The sequence below is a fragment of the Pseudoalteromonas sp. SR41-8 genome (assembly GCF_014163915.1).
Classification (GTDB): Bacteria; Pseudomonadota; Gammaproteobacteria; order Enterobacterales; family Alteromonadaceae; genus Pseudoalteromonas; species Pseudoalteromonas rhizosphaerae.
The window spans coordinates 81,187-97,478 of the sequence record NZ_JACJEE010000001.1; the positions used below are offsets into that span (position 1 = coordinate 81,187).

13 protein-coding genes are annotated in these 16,292 nt (G+C 40.2%); 8 read left to right on the forward strand and 5 right to left on the reverse strand.

The window, feature by feature from the left end:
* Positions 1–45 precede the first annotated feature (45 nt).
* The gene (eat, locus tag H5162_RS00340; RefSeq protein WP_220493464.1) at positions 46–1,443 is read left to right on the forward strand and encodes an ethanolamine permease; all 1,398 of its coding nucleotides are present in this window, start codon (positions 46–48) and stop codon (positions 1,441–1,443) included.
* 52 nt (positions 1,444–1,495) lie between these two features.
* Here the strand turns inward: eat and H5162_RS00345 are convergent, their stop codons facing one another.
* Positions 1,496–3,001 (reverse strand): DUF2235 domain-containing protein, encoded by a 1,506-nt coding sequence (locus tag H5162_RS00345; RefSeq protein WP_182777294.1) that lies wholly within the window; start codon positions 2,999–3,001, stop codon positions 1,496–1,498.
* 298 nt (positions 3,002–3,299) lie between these two features.
* On the opposite strand from H5162_RS00345, the gene H5162_RS00350 reads away from it, so the two are divergent.
* Both H5162_RS00350 and H5162_RS00355 read left to right on the forward strand, forming a co-directional pair.
* Complete coding sequence (locus tag H5162_RS00350; protein ID WP_182777295.1) at positions 3,300–4,049, forward strand: ABC transporter substrate-binding protein; 750 nt, start codon at positions 3,300–3,302, stop codon at positions 4,047–4,049.
* Positions 4,050–4,306: 257 nt separating this feature from the next.
* On the forward strand, positions 4,307–5,281 hold the full coding sequence (locus tag H5162_RS00355; RefSeq protein WP_182732391.1) for a transposase: 975 nt from the start codon (positions 4,307–4,309) through the stop codon (positions 5,279–5,281).
* Positions 5,282–5,681: 400 nt separating this feature from the next.
* Here H5162_RS00355 and H5162_RS00360 read toward each other — a convergent pair whose 3' ends face one another.
* The gene (locus tag H5162_RS00360) at positions 5,682–6,986 is read right to left on the reverse strand and encodes an NAD(P)/FAD-dependent oxidoreductase (RefSeq protein ID WP_145239791.1); all 1,305 of its coding nucleotides are present in this window, start codon (positions 6,984–6,986) and stop codon (positions 5,682–5,684) included.
* Between the two features lie 267 nt (positions 6,987–7,253).
* On the opposite strand from H5162_RS00360, the gene H5162_RS00365 reads away from it, so the two are divergent.
* The 3 genes from H5162_RS00365 to H5162_RS00375 all read left to right on the forward strand — a co-directional run bounded on the left by H5162_RS00365 (position 7,254) and on the right by H5162_RS00375 (position 10,044).
* On the forward strand, positions 7,254–9,203 hold the full coding sequence (locus tag H5162_RS00365; protein ID WP_182777296.1) for an ATP-dependent DNA helicase RecQ: 1,950 nt from the start codon (positions 7,254–7,256) through the stop codon (positions 9,201–9,203).
* Between the two features lie 45 nt (positions 9,204–9,248).
* Positions 9,249–9,575 carry a YkgJ family cysteine cluster protein gene (locus H5162_RS00370; protein ID WP_182777297.1) on the forward strand — a complete coding sequence of 109 codons (327 nt, stop codon included), beginning with the start codon at positions 9,249–9,251 and terminating at the stop codon, positions 9,573–9,575.
* 88 nt (positions 9,576–9,663) lie between these two features.
* Positions 9,664–10,044: a VanZ family protein gene (locus H5162_RS00375; RefSeq protein WP_182777298.1), complete on the forward strand. Its 381-nt coding sequence runs from the start codon at positions 9,664–9,666 to the stop codon at positions 10,042–10,044.
* A gap of 564 nt (positions 10,045–10,608) precedes the next feature.
* Here H5162_RS00375 and H5162_RS00380 read toward each other — a convergent pair.
* From H5162_RS00380 to H5162_RS00390, 3 genes are read right to left on the reverse strand one after another with little or no spacing between them, the layout of a single operon-like run.
* On the reverse strand, positions 10,609–11,973 hold the full coding sequence (locus tag H5162_RS00380; RefSeq protein WP_182777299.1) for a TrkH family potassium uptake protein: 1,365 nt from the start codon (positions 11,971–11,973) through the stop codon (positions 10,609–10,611).
* Positions 11,974–11,975: 2 nt separating this feature from the next.
* Positions 11,976–12,629, reverse strand: a complete 654-nt coding sequence (locus tag H5162_RS00385) for a TrkA family potassium uptake protein (RefSeq protein ID WP_145239779.1) — start codon at positions 12,627–12,629, stop codon at positions 11,976–11,978.
* Positions 12,630–12,641: 12 nt separating this feature from the next.
* Positions 12,642–14,096: a TrkH family potassium uptake protein gene (locus H5162_RS00390; RefSeq protein ID WP_182777300.1), complete on the reverse strand. Its 1,455-nt coding sequence runs from the start codon at positions 14,094–14,096 to the stop codon at positions 12,642–12,644.
* 205 nt (positions 14,097–14,301) lie between these two features.
* On the opposite strand from H5162_RS00390, the gene H5162_RS00395 reads away from it, so the two are divergent.
* Positions 14,302–15,627, forward strand: coding sequence for a DUF4118 domain-containing protein (locus H5162_RS00395; protein WP_182777302.1), 1,326 nt, complete (start codon positions 14,302–14,304; stop codon positions 15,625–15,627).
* Positions 15,620–16,288 (forward strand): response regulator, encoded by a 669-nt coding sequence (locus H5162_RS00400; RefSeq protein WP_149981938.1) that lies wholly within the window; start codon positions 15,620–15,622, stop codon positions 16,286–16,288. Before H5162_RS00395 ends, H5162_RS00400 begins: the two co-directional genes overlap by 8 nt.
* The last annotated feature ends 4 nt before the right edge of the window (positions 16,289–16,292 follow it).

Consider the following 16,292-nt stretch of genomic DNA (forward strand, 5'->3'; position numbering starts at 1 on the left):
ACGAAAACATAATGTAATTACAACAATAAATAGCAGGAGAAGATAATGTTAGATAATAAAGAGTACCTTGCAAAAAGACAGTTAAAACGAGGCTCCGCGGGATGGATTTTATTGGCGGGATTAGGAGTGTCGTATGTTATTTCTGGGGATTTTGCAGGTTGGAACTTTGGTATTGCAGAAGCTGGTTGGGGAGGCTTTGCTGTCGCCACAGTATTAATGGCGGTAATGTATTTAACTTTGGTTTTGTCATTAGCAGAAATGTCGGCGGCTATTCCGGCATCGGGTGGTGGCTATAGTTTTGCGCGTCAGGCAATGGGCCCTGCTGGTGGTTATTTGACCGGCTTGGCCGTGTTAATCGAGTATGCATTAGCACCCGCTGCGATTGTTATTTTTATTGGCTCGGCGGTCGAAGCGCTACTGGGTTTTAATGGTCCTTGGGTGTATGCGTTGTTCTATATTGTGTTTATCAGTATTCATTTAGCGGGAGTGGGTGAAGCGTTAAAAGTGATGATGGTGATAAGTGGCTTAGCGGTTTTTGCCATTATAGCCACTGCGATCGCATTATTTACACATTTTGATGTGTCGCGATTGTTTGATATTGCCATCACCGATGCTGCAGGAGCCTCCGAGTTTTTGCCCTTTGGTTGGTATGGCGTGTGGGCTGCATTGCCGTTTGCAATGTGGTTATTTTTAGCCGTTGAAGGCGTACCATTAGCGGCAGAAGAAGCCAAAGATCCAGCTAAAGACGTGCCAAAAGGAATTATAGGTGCAATGTTGTTTTTATTGTTTACTGCTCTGTTAGTCGTAGTATTGATTCCTGGTGCCGGTGGTGCCAGCGCAATGGGGTCTAGTGCCGTGCCGTTAGTTGATGCGCTAAACGTAACAGGGAATGCAAGCTTAGCAACACTCGTTAATATATTAGGTTTAGCGGGTTTAGTGGCGTCGTTTTTCTCGATTATCTATGGGTATAGTCGGTTAGTGTTTGCGCTCTCTAGAGCGGGCTACTTTCCAAAAAGTTTGTCGGTTACAACTTCACGAAAAGTGCCGGCACGTGCCTTAATTGTGCCGGGTATTTTTGGCTTCTTAGCATCATTAAGTGGTGAAGGTGATTTAATGCTGGCGATGGCCGTGGTAGGCGCTACGGTTTCGTATGCATTGATGGCATTGAGCCATATTTTACTGCGTATTAAACAGCCTGAACTCGCACGACCTTATAAAACGCCAGGTGGCATGATAACCTCAGCAATTGCGCTGGTCTTATCTTTGGTGGCTTTAACTGGGGTGTACGCGTTTGATCCTCGTGCATTCTTGTTTACTGTGGTGCTATTTGTGATCGGAGCGATTTATTACTTTGCATACAGTAGTAAGCACTTAGTCGCACACAGTGCCGATGAAGAGTTTGCTATGTTGGCTGAAGCTGAAGCCGCTTTAAGTGCAAAATAGCGATAGTTTAATGTTATTAATAGGCCGTTTGCACGGCCTATTAATAATGCAATTAACCAAGGCGGGTCACGTTTATTTTTATACGCCCAGCATTAGCGCCATAAAAACGCACCAAATCATTTGCAAAAGGCGTAAATTCTCCTGAATGAGTCATTTTAAATTCACCCCCATCGGCAATCTCAAAAGCATCATTATCGCTATGGGCAATAACACCAATTAAGGCAAACCAGTTTGCATGTGGTAAACGACGAAAGGGTTCGAGCAATGCCATGGGGATCTCTTTTACACCCAACTGTAGGTTATCTCGGTGCCAACCTTGTGGCCCACATTTTACGCCATCGTCATACCAAAATTGTTCTGGGTAAGGGCTAAAGCGATAAGTAGCTCCTTGTTCAAGCATTAGTCCTGTTGCATTGTATTGCTCAGCGGCATAAACCAACACATCTTGGCTTTGGCCAATTTGTAACACTGACATGTTTTGATTTTTTAAAGCTATATGGGCAGACAAACCATTAAAACTAAGCGTAGTTTGATCTGCATACAGCAGTTGATAACTAAGGTTTTTTAAAGACTCGGGACGATAACTGGTTAATTGATTGATACGTGTAGCAACACTGTGGTGGATAATGGGTAACAGCTTACTTTGTTCGTCATCAACCAGCACGGTACATTCACGATCAATCAGTTTAAATAAAGGATTAAACCAAAAATAATTCTGTTGATGGCTTAACGCGAGAGGATCTGGGGTGATGGTCATATCATCTTGGGCGATAAAACTGTTTTGATCAGCAGGAAATAACGATGAATAATCGATTGCTTGACTAGTTAAAAAAGATAAAGCCACAGGCAGTTCAAGTAACCACTCCATTGCAAAGCGTAAGCAAATATCCGCCAGCCCATCTCGATAATAGCCACCACCGATATCGGAATGCGCGCCTGCAAACCATATTTCATTTACATTATTTTGATGATTTATAAGGGTAGGCTCAAAAGCTCGACGCTTTTCATCCAGTGCCACACAATGCAGAGCCTGATTTATGTTGGTCGCTAAAGTATGGTTTTCAAAAATAACATGCTCAGCGCCTCGGGTGGCCTTGGTGACTTTGGATAAACCAATGGATGCCACAGTATCAAATACGCATAAATAAACGTTATTATCTATGAGCGGCTCTAAGCACTTTGCAAAACGTCGTGCTAACGCAGCGCCGCGACTAAAGCCAGTGAGTAACAGTATATCGCCAGTTTTGTAGTAGCGCTTAAAATCATTTATAGCATGATTTAAAATACTGGCAACATCGTCATCGCGTGGTGCGAAAGATTGATTGAGGAATCGCTTTAAACGACTTCCTTGAGTTCCAATACCTTGGTAATAGAAGCTAAGTTGATTAGTAAAAGGAGTAACGGGTTCGTTATTTAACTGGCCACCCATTAATAAATGAAGTTTGAGAATATTCGAAATGCTTGCATCTTCCTTAAAATGCGCAGAGCTGAACTGCTCAGCATCACGTGGCTCACTACCTGTGCCATCAAAGTTGAAAATCAGCGTTTTCGCGGTCATAGCATCATTCCTTTATGTGGTTTTTTATAACTTACAGGTAAATTATTTAAATTTGAAGACAATCCACTCAAATATGCAATAAGGATTTTTGTTATTTATTTTAGGCAATACTTTTTTATAGATTGAAAATAATATAGTCAAATGTAGTCTAAGCTTAAACAGTTGAAGCTCTGGTTTAGTAACAAAGTTCAAGTTGCCATTAAGCCTTAGGTTAAATAGTTAAGTTACGCAGATTTGCCTAGAGCAAATGTATTATTGTGTATCTTTAGGTAGGCATGATAAAAGGTATCGTGTTGCTATGACTAAATTTTTTATTATTTTGCTGTTATGCATACAAAGTACTGCTGCGCTTTCTAATTCAATAACACAGCCTTTAGTAGGATCTCATAATGAATGGCCTCCCTACATATTTGCTGATGGAACGGGTATGACTACTGAGCTTGTACGTGCTGCATTTTTTAGCCAGAATATTGCATTCGATATTAAAATAGCGCCATTTAGTCGTGCAATGCGAATGTTAGAAAATAATGAAATTGATTTGATCCCTGCATTATGGTGGACAGAAAATCGTGCTAAAACAATTTTATTTAGCCAGCCCTACTTTACTAATAAACTTAGCATAATTAGTAATACTAAGTCGCAGCTTGATTATCAAGGCCCTCACAGCCTAGAAAGCTTAACAATCAGTACAATTAGAGGTTACGGATATCATGAGTATTTACAGTCTATTGATAGGCTTACAATCGTTCCTTTACTTAATGTCCATAGTTGTCTTGAGCATGTAAAAAAGCATCGCGCAGATATTGCTCTGGTTGATAAATACGCAGCATGGTTCGAAATGAAAAAAAATGGTTACTCAACAGAGCTAACAATTTGGCAACCAGCTTTAATTAAGCACCCTCTTCATATTGGAATCAGTAAAGAGCACCCCAATGCTGAATATATAATAACCTCCTTTAACAAAGGGCTAGAGCAAATAAAGCGCTCAGGTGAATATGATGAAATATTAGCCCGTTACGAACATCTAGCCTCAGCACAGCCAGAGTAACTAATAAAAAAAATAAAGACACCCACCTAATAAATGGCGATTGTAGTAATTCAAACTTAAATGACACCCATAATAATGACTATATTTGCAGTATTACCATGAGGAACTAGTATTTTATAATAATAAATAAAGACACCCACCTAATAAATGGCGATTGTAGTAATTCAAACTTAAATGACACCCATAATAATGACTATATTTGCAGTATTACCATGAGGAACTAGTATTTTATAAGGAACGTGATATCTGAGGTATTTATGGCTACTGCAAGAAATCGACAAATCAGTTTAACGGACACTCGTTACTATCATTGTATATCACGATGTGTAAGACGTGCCTATTTGTGTGGTGTGGATGAATATACGGGTCAATGTTATGAACACCGCAGAAAATGGGTTGAAGATAAGCTAATGAGTTTGGCATCTCTCTTTTTTATAGATGTGTGCGCTTATGCAGTAATGAGTAATCATACTCATATTGTAGTGTACGTAGATAGTAAAAAAGCGGAAAGAGTAAATGATAGAGCAGTTGCAATTCGCTGGCATAAAGCCTTTAAAGGTTCTGAATTAACACGACGTTTTGCTAAAGGTGAAAAGCTAGCGTCTTTTGAGATGAAAATAGTTACAGATAATATTGCGCAATATCGTTCAAGGTTAATGGATATTAGCTGGTTCATGCGCTCTTTAAATGAATATATAGCGCGAAAAGCAAATAAAGAAGATGACTGTAAGGGGCGATTTTGGGAGGGACGGTTCAAATCCCAAGCCTTACTTGATGAAGCCGCATTATTAGCATGTATGGCGTATGTTGATTTAAACCCAGTTCGTGCAGGTATTGCTGACAAACCAGAAAATTCAGATTTTACGAGTGTCAAAAAGCGTATTATTTCGATCGCAGCAGGTAAACAGCCCAAATCATTACAACGTTTTTCAGGAATGGCAACACAGCATATGGTGAAAGGTTTACCTTTTGAGCTAACTTCCTACCTTTCTCTTGTTGATGCGACTGGGCGCTGTATTCGTCCTGATAAAATAGGTTATATAGCCGCCGATCTAACCCCTTTGCTTGAAAGGTTGCAAATAACCCCCGAAAACTGGTTGAAAGTTACCAGCAAATTTACCACCGTTTTTCACGGTGCTGTTGGAAGACCTGAGTCGTTAAATATGTTTTGTGAACATCAACACTTTAAGCGACGAACGAATCTAACGAATTGCGAAAAATTACTAGCGTGATAACGTAGCCAATAATACATAACTTGTTAATTCAGGTTTTTTTGACGCCTAAAAATGCAAACGCCTGATATTTATCTGCCATTTGTATAAAAGTCCTTTTTGAAAATAACTACGGTTTTTAATTGTTTCGTTTATTGCCCTAACCTGGATGTTTGTAATTTCATTTTTATTTAGAATGGGTGTCATTGCAATTTTTATCATTGCAATTTTTTGATGGGTGTCTTTTTTATTTACCTTCAATCCATTGTTTTAAAATGTAAGTTTGCATTTTTTTAGATATATATGGATGGGTGTCAATTTTAATTTCATTGTTTTTAGATATATATAGATGGGTGTCATTTTTTATTTTATTTCTAGGTGTGTAAGTGAAGCGGCGGCTCCACTTACTCTTGTTAGTTGCTTAATGTAATTTCATCTTTGGTCTAACGACCCGGAGCACTTTTTCGCTGATCCATAATGCAAAGGTTTTGGCGCTGCCGTGGATAGCGCGTTGATGCATGCGATAGAGCGAAATATACATAAAGCGGGCTATCTTGCCTTCAATAAAAAAGCTATTACTAGTGAGGTTGCCCATTAAGCTCCCCACGGTACTGTAGCGTGACAAATTGACGAGCGAACCATGATCGCTGTATTCAAAGCCAGTTAACGGCTGTTGGCGCAGTGTCGCAATTAGGTTTTTTTCAACACATTGTGCCATTTGATGGGCTGATTGCGCACGAGGCGGTACTAATTTGCCATCTTTTTGTGTAAACGCGCAACAGTCACCTAATACAAAAATGGTGTCATCGCTATTACTTTGCAAATAGTCGTTCACCATGATTTGGTTATTACGAGTTAGTTCAAAAATCCCGAGATCTTTTATAAAATCGGGGGCTTTTACACCCGCTGCCCATACCATAATGTCGGCATCGATCTGTTCATCATCTTTAGTGATGAATCCTTGATTTGTTGCCTGCTTTACTTGGGTGTTTTCTCGAACGTTAACACCAAGCTTTAGTAGCTCTCTTTTCGCTGAGTTTGCTATACGCTCTGGTAGGGCGGGTAAAATACGCGGGCCTGCTTCGATTAAGTGAATGTGTAAGCGCTTTGCCGACATATTTGTCAAACCATAAAGTTTTAATAAGTCAGAAACATGATACAGCTCAGCTGAGAGTTCAACGCCTGTTGCGCCACCGCCAACAATGGCAATATTTAATGCATGCTGTGGGTTGTCGTCTTGATGTAGCCGAGTAAAGTTATCGAGTAGCGCGTGCTGAAAGCGTTCCGCTTGTTGGTTTGAATCAAGATAAAAACAATGTTCTTTAATACCGGGTGTATTGAAGTCGTTACTGACGCTGCCGATGGCAATCACCAAGTAGTCATAATGAACGGTGCGTTGTGGTAAAATTTGATGGCCAAGTTCGTCATTAAAGGCACTGAGTGTGATGGTTTTATTAGCGTTATCAAGGTTGCAAAAAGTGCCAAGTTGAAAGTTATAATGATGTTTTGCTGCGTGTGCTGAGTAAACTACCCCATCTAAATCGGCATCTATAGAACCCGTTGCTACTTCGTGCAGTAAAGGTTTCCAAATATGGGTGCGATTTTTATCAATTAATAGAATGTCGGCGTGTTTTTTCTTCCCTAGTTTATGCCCTAATTGCGTTGCGAGCTCAAGGCCGCCGGCACCGCCACCGATGATCACGATTTTAGGATGTGTGGTTATCATTTCATTGCCCTCAAAAGAATTATACCTAAATGCTCTTATGATGATGAAACGTATAGAACACTTAGGTATTGAGCTGAACAAAAATGTTCAAAATACCTTTTCAAGCAACGCATTTATAATGCGCCTTTTCCCACGATTTGTCAGTAAAATTTAATAGGAACAAATAGATAAGCCAAGAAAATAAAGCAAAAAAAAGTTACCATGGCAAACATTGCATTTTCAAACTATGATTTCCTTTATTAGGGAATATGAATAAAGGGAAATATTATGAGCGGATCGATACTTTCTTCACTTGAGCAACACTTTGGGTTTAGTCAATTTCGCCAAGGTCAGCAGCAAACCATAGAGCAACTGCTAAATAACCAATCATCATTGGCAATTTTCCCCACTGGATCTGGTAAGTCATTGTGTTATCAGTTAACTGCATTGCATTTACCTAATCTAACGCTGGTTGTTTCGCCATTACTTGCGCTGATGAAAGACCAAATTGGTTTTTTAAATAACAAGGGAATTTATGCCGCAAGCCTTGATTCAAGCCAAACCGCTGAGCAAAGCCACACAGTAATGAGCGATGTGCGTGCCGGTAAAGTGAAAATTTTAATGGTGTCGGTAGAACGTTTTAAAAACGAGCGATTTCGCGAATTTATTAATCAAGTGGCTATTTCAATGCTGGTGGTTGACGAAGCTCACTGTATTTCCGAATGGGGCCATAATTTTAGGCCTGATTATTTAAAACTGCCGCGCTATCGTGATGAGCTCAATATTCCCTTGGTATTATTATTAACGGCCACCGCCACTAAAAAAGTAAAGCGTGATATGAGTGAACGTTTTGCAATTACCCCTGAGTGCATTGTACAAACTGGGTTTTATCGGGCTAATTTAGACTTATCGATACTCAGCGTGAAAAGCGCTGATAAAGCAAGTACATTGGCTAATATTGTGCGCGAGCAAACGGGCCCTGGGATTGTTTATGTGACCTTACAACATAGTGCAGAACAAGTCGCTGAAGCGCTTAGCCGCCAAGGCTTACACGCTGTGGCTTATCATGCTGGGCTTGAAGATACTCTGCGTTATGGTATCCAAGATGATTTTATGGCGGGTAAAATTAATGTAGTAGTGGCCACGATTGCTTTTGGTATGGGGGTTGATAAATCAGATATCCGTTTTGTTATTCATTATGATTTACCAAAGTCGATTGAAAACTACAGCCAAGAAATTGGTCGTGCAGGGAGAGACGGACAACCATCGCAGTGTTTTACATTGGCCAATTTAGATGGCTTAAACACGGTTGAAAACTTTGTTTATGGCGATACCCCAGAGCTTAGCGGTATTGAGCATGTGATCAACGATATTCGCCAACACCAAAGCGATCACTCAAAAGAAAGTCAGCAATGGGAAATGCAAGAATACAGCCTTTCAAGTGATAGTAATATTCGCCAATTAGCGCTTAAAACCTTGTTAGTACAATTGGAAATGCAAGGTGCAATAACACCACTTTATGCTTATTACGCCGACTTTAAATATAAGTTTTTGGTTGATAAAGCCGCTTTACTTGGTCACTTTGATGCTGATAGACAAGCATTTTTACAGTTAATATTTAGCCATACCCAATTTAAAAAAATCTGGGGCACACTAAATTTTGACACGCTTACCCAAGCCGCTCAGGTGGATCGCAAACGCGTTGTTGCAGCGCTTGATTATTTAGCAGAGAAGAATTTAATAGCACTTGAAACAAAGCGAATCACCCAAGTCTATCAAGTACATAATGAGGTAATCAATAACCCTGAGCTGGCTAAGCAATTACACAGCTATTTTGTTGATAAAGAGCAAGCTGAAATTAAGCGTATTGCGGCACTTATTCGCTTTTTCGAGCTTAAAACATGTTTGAGCTATAACCTTGCTCGTTATTTTGACGACCATCAAGCGCCACAGCAATGCGGCCATTGCTCAGTATGTAGAGGCCAAGCTGTAACACTTGAATATTCACTCGCTCATAGCTTTGCTAACGATGCTGTAATTTATCAAAAGGTTGATGAGTTACTTAGTCACCTCGCCAGTAAAGGTATACATAATATAGGTATTGAAACCCAATGCCGCTTTTTAGCGGGAATGAGCGTACCGTTATTTGCGCGTAACAAAGTGCGTCAACTCAGTGGTTTTGGTTTGTGTGAGCAGCAGCGTTACAGTGAAATAAAAACGAAATTACTGGCGCGTTAAATTCACTCAGGTATGCTAGGGGCTTATTCTTAAAAGTAAGCCTTTATGCCCCAGATTGTTCACCCCGATGAAACCGTCATTGCAGTAAAAAATATTACATCAGCCCCTGAGCCTGTTACTTGTGCTAATTGCCAAGCATGTTGTTGTCAGTTAGAAGTGCGTATAGTGACCGACACTGGCGTGCCGTTTCATTATATTGAATATGATAAATGGGGCAGCGAAGTGATGAAACGCGCCGATGATGGTTGGTGCCAAGCACTCGACCGCAATACCTTAATGTGTTCAATCTACGAAAACCGCCCGTTAGTATGCCGCGAATTTGAAATGGCATCGGGCGAGTGCATCACCGAGCGTGACCTTGCAGGGATCTGATGGTTGCTTTAGCAGTAGAACACTAAGTGATTGAATTGTAAGCACTACTCGGCTATGGTTGGTAACTCAACAATAACATTAAACAATCATGCATAAATTAATCACTATTGTGTCAGTTACTTTTCTTAGCTTTATTATATGGGTCATATATCAAGCTAATACGGGGCAACATAGTATTTTCTTTGAGCTTGTTAGAAGTATCCCTTATGGCGATAAAGTAGGGCACTTTTGTTTATTTGGTTTGCTTACTCTAGGTGCTAATTTTGCGTTTAAGCTAAAATCATATTCAGTATTGTCATGCAATTTGTATATTGGTTCGAGCGTCGTGTTTCTATTCGTTTTATTGGAAGAGCTAAGCCAATACTTCATACCTAGCAGAACCTTAGACATCGCTGATCTACTTGCTGATGCTTTAGGTATCCTCACTTTTAGTTTTATAACCAAGCTGATAAATAAAGGTTCGCGATGACGAGTTTTGTTAGCTTACATTAGTTGATTACTGCAAATGAACAGCTTTTCCCCCTGCATATAAAGCGCTGGTTTGAAGGTTGTTTTGTCGTTAGTTTATAAATGTATTGATAGTTAAATTTTATTCAATTCAATTCTGAACCATTAACCAACCTCATATTCGTTATGCAAGCTCTTAAACCATCATGGTTAATTTTTGGCTGTATTCCATAAATTAACAATGGGTGTCTTTGTTATTTTCCAATCAATTTTTAGTTTACACATTACGAAATTAAGATGGGTGTCTGTGTTATTATCTTTATGCAAGCTCTTAAACCATTATGGTTAATTTTTGGCTGTATTCCATAAATTAACAATGGGTGTCTTTGTTATTTTCTTGTTATTTTCCAATCAATTTTTAGTCTACCTATTACGAAATTAAGATGGGTGTCTGCGTTATTATCTGTGTTTTTAACCTATGAAAATCGTCTGTTAGTATGTGGCGAATTTTAAATGGCATCAAGCTAGTACGTCACTGAGCGAGTATTAGCTGGGATTTAGTTTGAGATTCTCCCAGCTCTGCTATTTAGCCAATCGATAATTGTGCGCTTGGATATCTTAGTTTCCTACTGCGAGGACTCGCTAAAAAGTAGGCAATGGTTAAGGGGCCAATCCTTCCCATAAACATTAAAAACATAATGATAAATTCGCCCAGCGGAGAAAGAGAAGCAGTTAAACCCCGAGACAATCCTACAGTGCCAAGTGCGGACACAGCCTCAAAGGCGACATCTAAAAAAGGCGCATCTTCAACAATCAGTAACGTAAAAATAGCCAGCCATGTTATACCCGCTGAAACAAGGGTTAAAGCTAGTGCTTTATAAACAGATTCTTTGTCGATTTCTCGGCGTAACACAGTAACGCCTTTATCGCGGCGTAAGTAGCTGTAAGTTGCTAAAATCAACACCATAAAAGTCACTACTTTTATACCACTTGCGGTACTGAGTGAGCCGCCACCAATAAACATTAACATCATTGTTAATGCGGTACTGGCATTTCTCAGCTCTTCTATAGCAATGGTATTAAATCCAGCTGTACGCGGTGTTACGGCTTGAAACCAAGCAGCTAGCCATTTACCGACTTCTGACAAGGGTTGCAGTGTTTTTGGATTGTCATATTCAATAACGTAAATCAGCACCAGCGCTACAATATTGATGATAACCGTGCTGATCAGCATTAACTTACTATAGGTGCTAAGGGCTGCCCAACGTTTTGATTTATACACATCCATAAGTACCGTAAAACCTAGGCCACCGATAATAAACAAACCAGTAATGGTAAGATTGATCACGGGATCGTCAACATACTGCATTAGGCTGTTGGGGCTAAGCGCAAATCCCGCATTATTAAATGCACTAATGGTATAAAACAACGCATGGAAAAAACTGGTTTGTAAGCCCAGCTCAGGGAGCCAGTACAGCGTTAAAATAACAACACCGAGTGACTCTACAATGATGGCAAAAAGCAGCACTGATTTTGCCGTACTCAAAAGTGTTGATGTATCTGTTTGATTAAAAGCGGCTTTAGTCACTGTTTTTTGAATAAAGCCAACTTTGTTACCCAGTGCCAGCAAGGTTACCACTGCAAATGTCATCAAACCCAAGCCACCAAGTTGAATTAATAGCGCGATCACCCCTTGGCCAAAAGGGGTAAATGTGGAGCCTGTGTCTACCACAACTAATCCGGTGACGGTTACCGCCGATGTTGCAGTAAAGGCACTTTGTATCCACGAAATAGGTTCATTGGTGGCAAAAGGCAGCTTTAATGCTAAAGCCCCTAGTGCGATTAATATCAAAAAGCTGCAGCACAAAATAAGCGGCGGTGCAGCATTGATTTTTTTATTGCCGCTAGGGCTGCGTTCGATAGCAGTTTTTAGTGGATGCCATAAAACCATGGTTATAACAGCCTTGGCGCAAGATAGTTTAATTGTACACGGTTACCAGATAACAGCAGCGTGTCGTATTCGAGCAATTCAAAGTCATCCGTTAATTTTACAAATGTTTGTTTGCCTCGTTTAACCAGTAGCGGGTCAATTGACGCTTTGATTTCTTTTAGTAAATGGCCTAATTGTGTTTGATGTAAATGCGCTTTGATACTCACTTCTACCACGTATAAACCATTACCTAAGGAAATATAATCATTCACTATTGGGTAGTTTAGCGCTTGTGCAACGCGCACTCCCATTTCTTCTTCTGGGTGAATAATACGCGAGACACCCAACTTTGATATGATCGTATGATGCGCTTTGGTGCTGGCTTTAACCCATATTTGTTTAACCGCTAAATTTTTTAGTGCTAAGGTACATAATATGCTGGACTGCATATCTTCACCAATTGCGACTAAGACCGCTTCACTATTTGCTAAATCGAGCTCCTTTAACGCCGCTTCATCTGTTGAATCGCATACCACTGTCTCTGATAAGTGCTCAACATACTTTTCGGCGAGTTTTGGGTTGCTATCAACGCCAGTCACTGTGTGCCCTAAATGAATCAACTCAAGACTTGCTGCAATGCCAAAGCGACCTAAACCAATAACTGTAAAATGTGCCATATTATTCCTTCGTTATTTTTTCCAAAAGCTATGAGTAAAAAGTGCAAAAACAGTAAAATATTCTAACCGACCCACGATCATAGCGACCGAGAGTATCCAAATACCGGTGTCTGAAACTGGTTGAAAGTTAGCGCCAACTTCACCAAATCCAGGGCCAAGTACATTGACGCATGCAGCTACTGCAGTAAATGCGCTCCAAAAATCCAGATCCGTTGCCATAAGCAACATTGTAAACAGTAAGCTTGAACCAACAGCAAAGGTCATAAATGCCATAATTGCATGGCGTACATCTTCTTTAACGGGCGAGCCTTGATATTTAAGTGTAAATATCGCTCTTGGGTGAAGCAGCTGTTTAATATTGTTATTAATCATTTTGCCAACAATAATGTTACGAATTATTTTATTTCCGCCAGCCGTTGAACCTGCACAACCACCAAGATAGCCGGCAATAACCAGTAAAAACCCAGCCTCAGCTGGCCAGTCAGTAAAGCCTGCTGCGCCATAACCGGTGCTGGTAATAAAAGAAATAATATGAAATGTAGAGAAATTAAATGCTTCAAGTACATTTGAGTAGCTGTCTTTAAGCAGTAGCATGGTGGTTAAAAGAACCGATAAAAGCACCACTATATAAATAAAATAACGCGTCTCTTCATCATGATAATAACTAGTAATGGCTCTTTTGTGCGCCACTTTGAAGTGCAAGGCAAAGTTAATCGCTCCTGCAAGCATAAATATATTAGCTATCCACAGCAGTAAATGGCTGTGGTAATACCACATACTGGCATCATGGGTTGAAAAGCCCCCAGTTGAAACCGTGGTAAAGGCATGTGCAATCGCATCGTAAAAACTCATTCCGCCAGCATAATAGGCTAAAGTACAAAGTACGGTGATTGCTAAATAAACGCCCCATAAATAATGAGCGGTACTGGCAACGCGAGGAGTCAATTTTTCGTCTTTAATGGGGCCTGGTGTTTCTGCTTTTAATAATTTCATACCACCAATATTCAACATAGGTAAAATAGCCACTACAAAAATTACAATGCCTAAACCGCCCATCCATTGTAAGAATTGACGATACAATAAAAAGCTAGCAGGCATGTTATCGAGCCCGGATAACACGGTTGCACCAGTGGTAGTTAAGGCGCTGATTGACTCAAATACCGCGTCGCTAAAGTTAACGCCAGTGATGACTAGAATAGGAATGGCGCCTAACACACCGGCTATAATCCACGTTACTGTGGCGTAAATAAGTGCGTCTCTGAATGTTGCGGCGGTTAGATCAGTTTTACGTAAATTGATAAGTAGCACTAAAGCCACAGAGATCATCGTTGCGCCAGGAATAAGAAACGCGCTAATAACTCGGTCTTTAAAAATAAATAATGAAAGCGCTGCAAAGACCAGTTGTACCACTCCCATCCAAATAATAGGAAAGGCGAGTAGTCTTAAGGTGATTTTCCAATTTATCATCAATACGCCTTATCAAATACCTATAGCAGGTAACACGCAATCACTAAAGTTGAGTTGAATATACGGGATCAAATAGTAAAGTCAGCGCTGCACTGCAAAGCTTTATAAAGATTTTATAAATGAGATAAAAAACTTTATAAAAACTTTATAGAGGCAATATTGAAAAGGCAGTAACCTATGTAGTTAATTGTCAGAGGAATCGTTAATGAATCAAGTGCAGGGCAAACCAAGCAAATATAAAGCATTTTTTTTGGCGGTGATAATGCCGATCATTGTGGTTATGGCGATTTATCCGTTACGAGATTGGTTTTCGACCACCGACATCGTGATGCTACAGCTGTTATGGGTCGCCTGGGTTGCAGTTCGCAGTAACCGACGCGTTGCAGCCATTACCACCTTGGTCAGTGTAGCGTGTACCGATTGGTTTTTTGTTACCCCGTATTTTACTTTTCATATTGAAAATATTGAGTATCTAGTTACTTTTATCGTGATGCTCATTGTGGGATTGATGATCAGCCAGTTAGCGGGCGAATTAAACACTAAGGTGCGAGATGTACAATTACACGCGAGTAATAGTCGAACACTGTATGAGCTGGCTAAAGGATTAAATAGTTTAGACACACTGGATGAGCAAAAGCAGTACTTTCAGCAGCTTATTAGCGAGCATTTGGCCATTACTTGCCAATTTCAACAAATGCGTCAGCAAGTGGCAGGCGAATTTATGCTATTAAGTGATAAAGAGCTAAGTATGGGGGGGTTTGCTTTTGCAACGTTACTGTCTGAAGGGCAAAAGAGCTTCGTAAATACCGCAATTTCATTGTTGTATCAGGTACATGAGAAAACATTACTGAGGCAGCAGTCGGCGGCAATTTCAGTTCAAGCTGAACTCGAGCGTGCTAAAAATGCATTATTACGCAGTTTATCTCATGACTTGCGCACGCCACTGGCAACTATTATGGGCGCCTCAAGCATGTTGGCCGATGATGAGATCACACTCAGTGAAGCGATAATAAAAGAGCAGGCCGGTAATATTTATGAGCAAAGTAAAATTCTTAATCAGCATTTTGACAAGGTGATGGAGCTTAGCCGAGTAAATAAAATGGGCGAAAACCTGTGCTGGCAAACAATTAACTTGCAAGCTTTGCTAAGCGAAGCAAAAGCACGTAGGCAGCAGCAATTAGCGCATTTTGTGGTAACAACAAATATTGATGCCAATTCGAGCTGCCAAGGCGATGTGACACTGTTAGAAATAGCACTGGCAAATATGCTCGAAAATGCATGGCGTTATGGTGATGGTGAGGTGGTTGTTGAATTTACCCAAAGCCGTTACGAGTCAGCGGTGAGTTATCAATTACTATTGAGCAATAAATTAATTAGCAAGCCACAAGCAAGTGCTGATGAAGGTGTAGGGCTTGGCAGTGTAATTTGTGATGTGGTTGCTAAGTTTCATCAAGGCACATTTTCACTGACGATAGATAACGATACAGAAATGGCCTTGGCAAAATTAATCTGGATAAAAAATAATGACTAAAATCTTAATACTTGAAGATTCTCCGCCGTTGCAAAGCTTTTTAAAAACCTTACTGCAAGCCAGTGGCTATGAGCTGAGTATTTGTGATAAAGGGCTGGATGGTTTTGCACTTTTAAGTGAGCAAAGTTATGACCTTGTATTATTAGATTTAGGGCTTTTGGATATGGATGGTCAAGACTGGCTAGTGGAGTTTAGGCAATGGAGCCAGTTACCGGTATTAGTACTCTCAGCCCGTGATGGTGAAGTGGAAAAAGTCACGGCGCTTGATAATGGGGCCAATGACTTCCTGACTAAACCTTTTAGCGCCAATGAACTATTAGCGCGTATTCGGGTGTTACTGCGTACTAATAATCAAGTCAGTTTTGCGTTGCAATGTGGCGACATTTGTATCGACCCAAATAAGCATATTGTACGTGTTGGTGACAATGAGGTTAAGCTGACTAAAAAGGAATATGCAATCTTACTGTTATTATTTCAAAATAAAGATAAGGTATTGACTCATAATGCAATATTAAGCCATATATGGGGAGAGCAATATATAAACCGCCCTGAATATGTGCGTGTGCATGTAGCGCAGCTAAGGCAAAAATTAGAGGCAAATCCCGCAAGCCCAAAGTATTTACTTACTGAGCCTGCGGTAGGATATAGATTAGTAGATTAAAGTA

Excerpts from the sequence above, each read along its gene's own strand:
- eat (WP_220493464.1), top strand. The coding sequence starts at position 46 with ATGTTAGATAATAAAGAGTACCTTGCAAAAAGACAGTTAAAACGAGGC.
- H5162_RS00345 (WP_182777294.1), bottom strand. The coding sequence starts at position 3,001 with ATGACCGCGAAAACGCTGATTTTCAACTTTGATGGCACAGGTAGTGAG.
- H5162_RS00350 (WP_182777295.1), top strand. The coding sequence starts at position 3,300 with ATGACTAAATTTTTTATTATTTTGCTGTTATGCATACAAAGTACTGCT.
- H5162_RS00355 (WP_182732391.1), top strand. The coding sequence starts at position 4,307 with ATGGCTACTGCAAGAAATCGACAAATCAGTTTAACGGACACTCGTTAC.
- H5162_RS00360 (WP_145239791.1), bottom strand. The coding sequence starts at position 6,986 with ATGATAACCACACATCCTAAAATCGTGATCATCGGTGGCGGTGCCGGC.
- H5162_RS00365 (WP_182777296.1), top strand. The coding sequence starts at position 7,254 with ATGAGCGGATCGATACTTTCTTCACTTGAGCAACACTTTGGGTTTAGT.
- H5162_RS00370 (WP_182777297.1), top strand. The coding sequence starts at position 9,249 with ATGCCCCAGATTGTTCACCCCGATGAAACCGTCATTGCAGTAAAAAAT.
- H5162_RS00375 (WP_182777298.1), top strand. The coding sequence starts at position 9,664 with ATGCATAAATTAATCACTATTGTGTCAGTTACTTTTCTTAGCTTTATT.
- H5162_RS00380 (WP_182777299.1), bottom strand. The coding sequence starts at position 11,973 with ATGGTTTTATGGCATCCACTAAAAACTGCTATCGAACGCAGCCCTAGC.
- H5162_RS00385 (WP_145239779.1), bottom strand. The coding sequence starts at position 12,629 with ATGGCACATTTTACAGTTATTGGTTTAGGTCGCTTTGGCATTGCAGCA.
- H5162_RS00390 (WP_182777300.1), bottom strand. The coding sequence starts at position 14,096 with ATGATAAATTGGAAAATCACCTTAAGACTACTCGCCTTTCCTATTATT.
- H5162_RS00395 (WP_182777302.1), top strand. The coding sequence starts at position 14,302 with ATGAATCAAGTGCAGGGCAAACCAAGCAAATATAAAGCATTTTTTTTG.
- H5162_RS00400 (WP_149981938.1), top strand. The coding sequence starts at position 15,620 with ATGACTAAAATCTTAATACTTGAAGATTCTCCGCCGTTGCAAAGCTTT.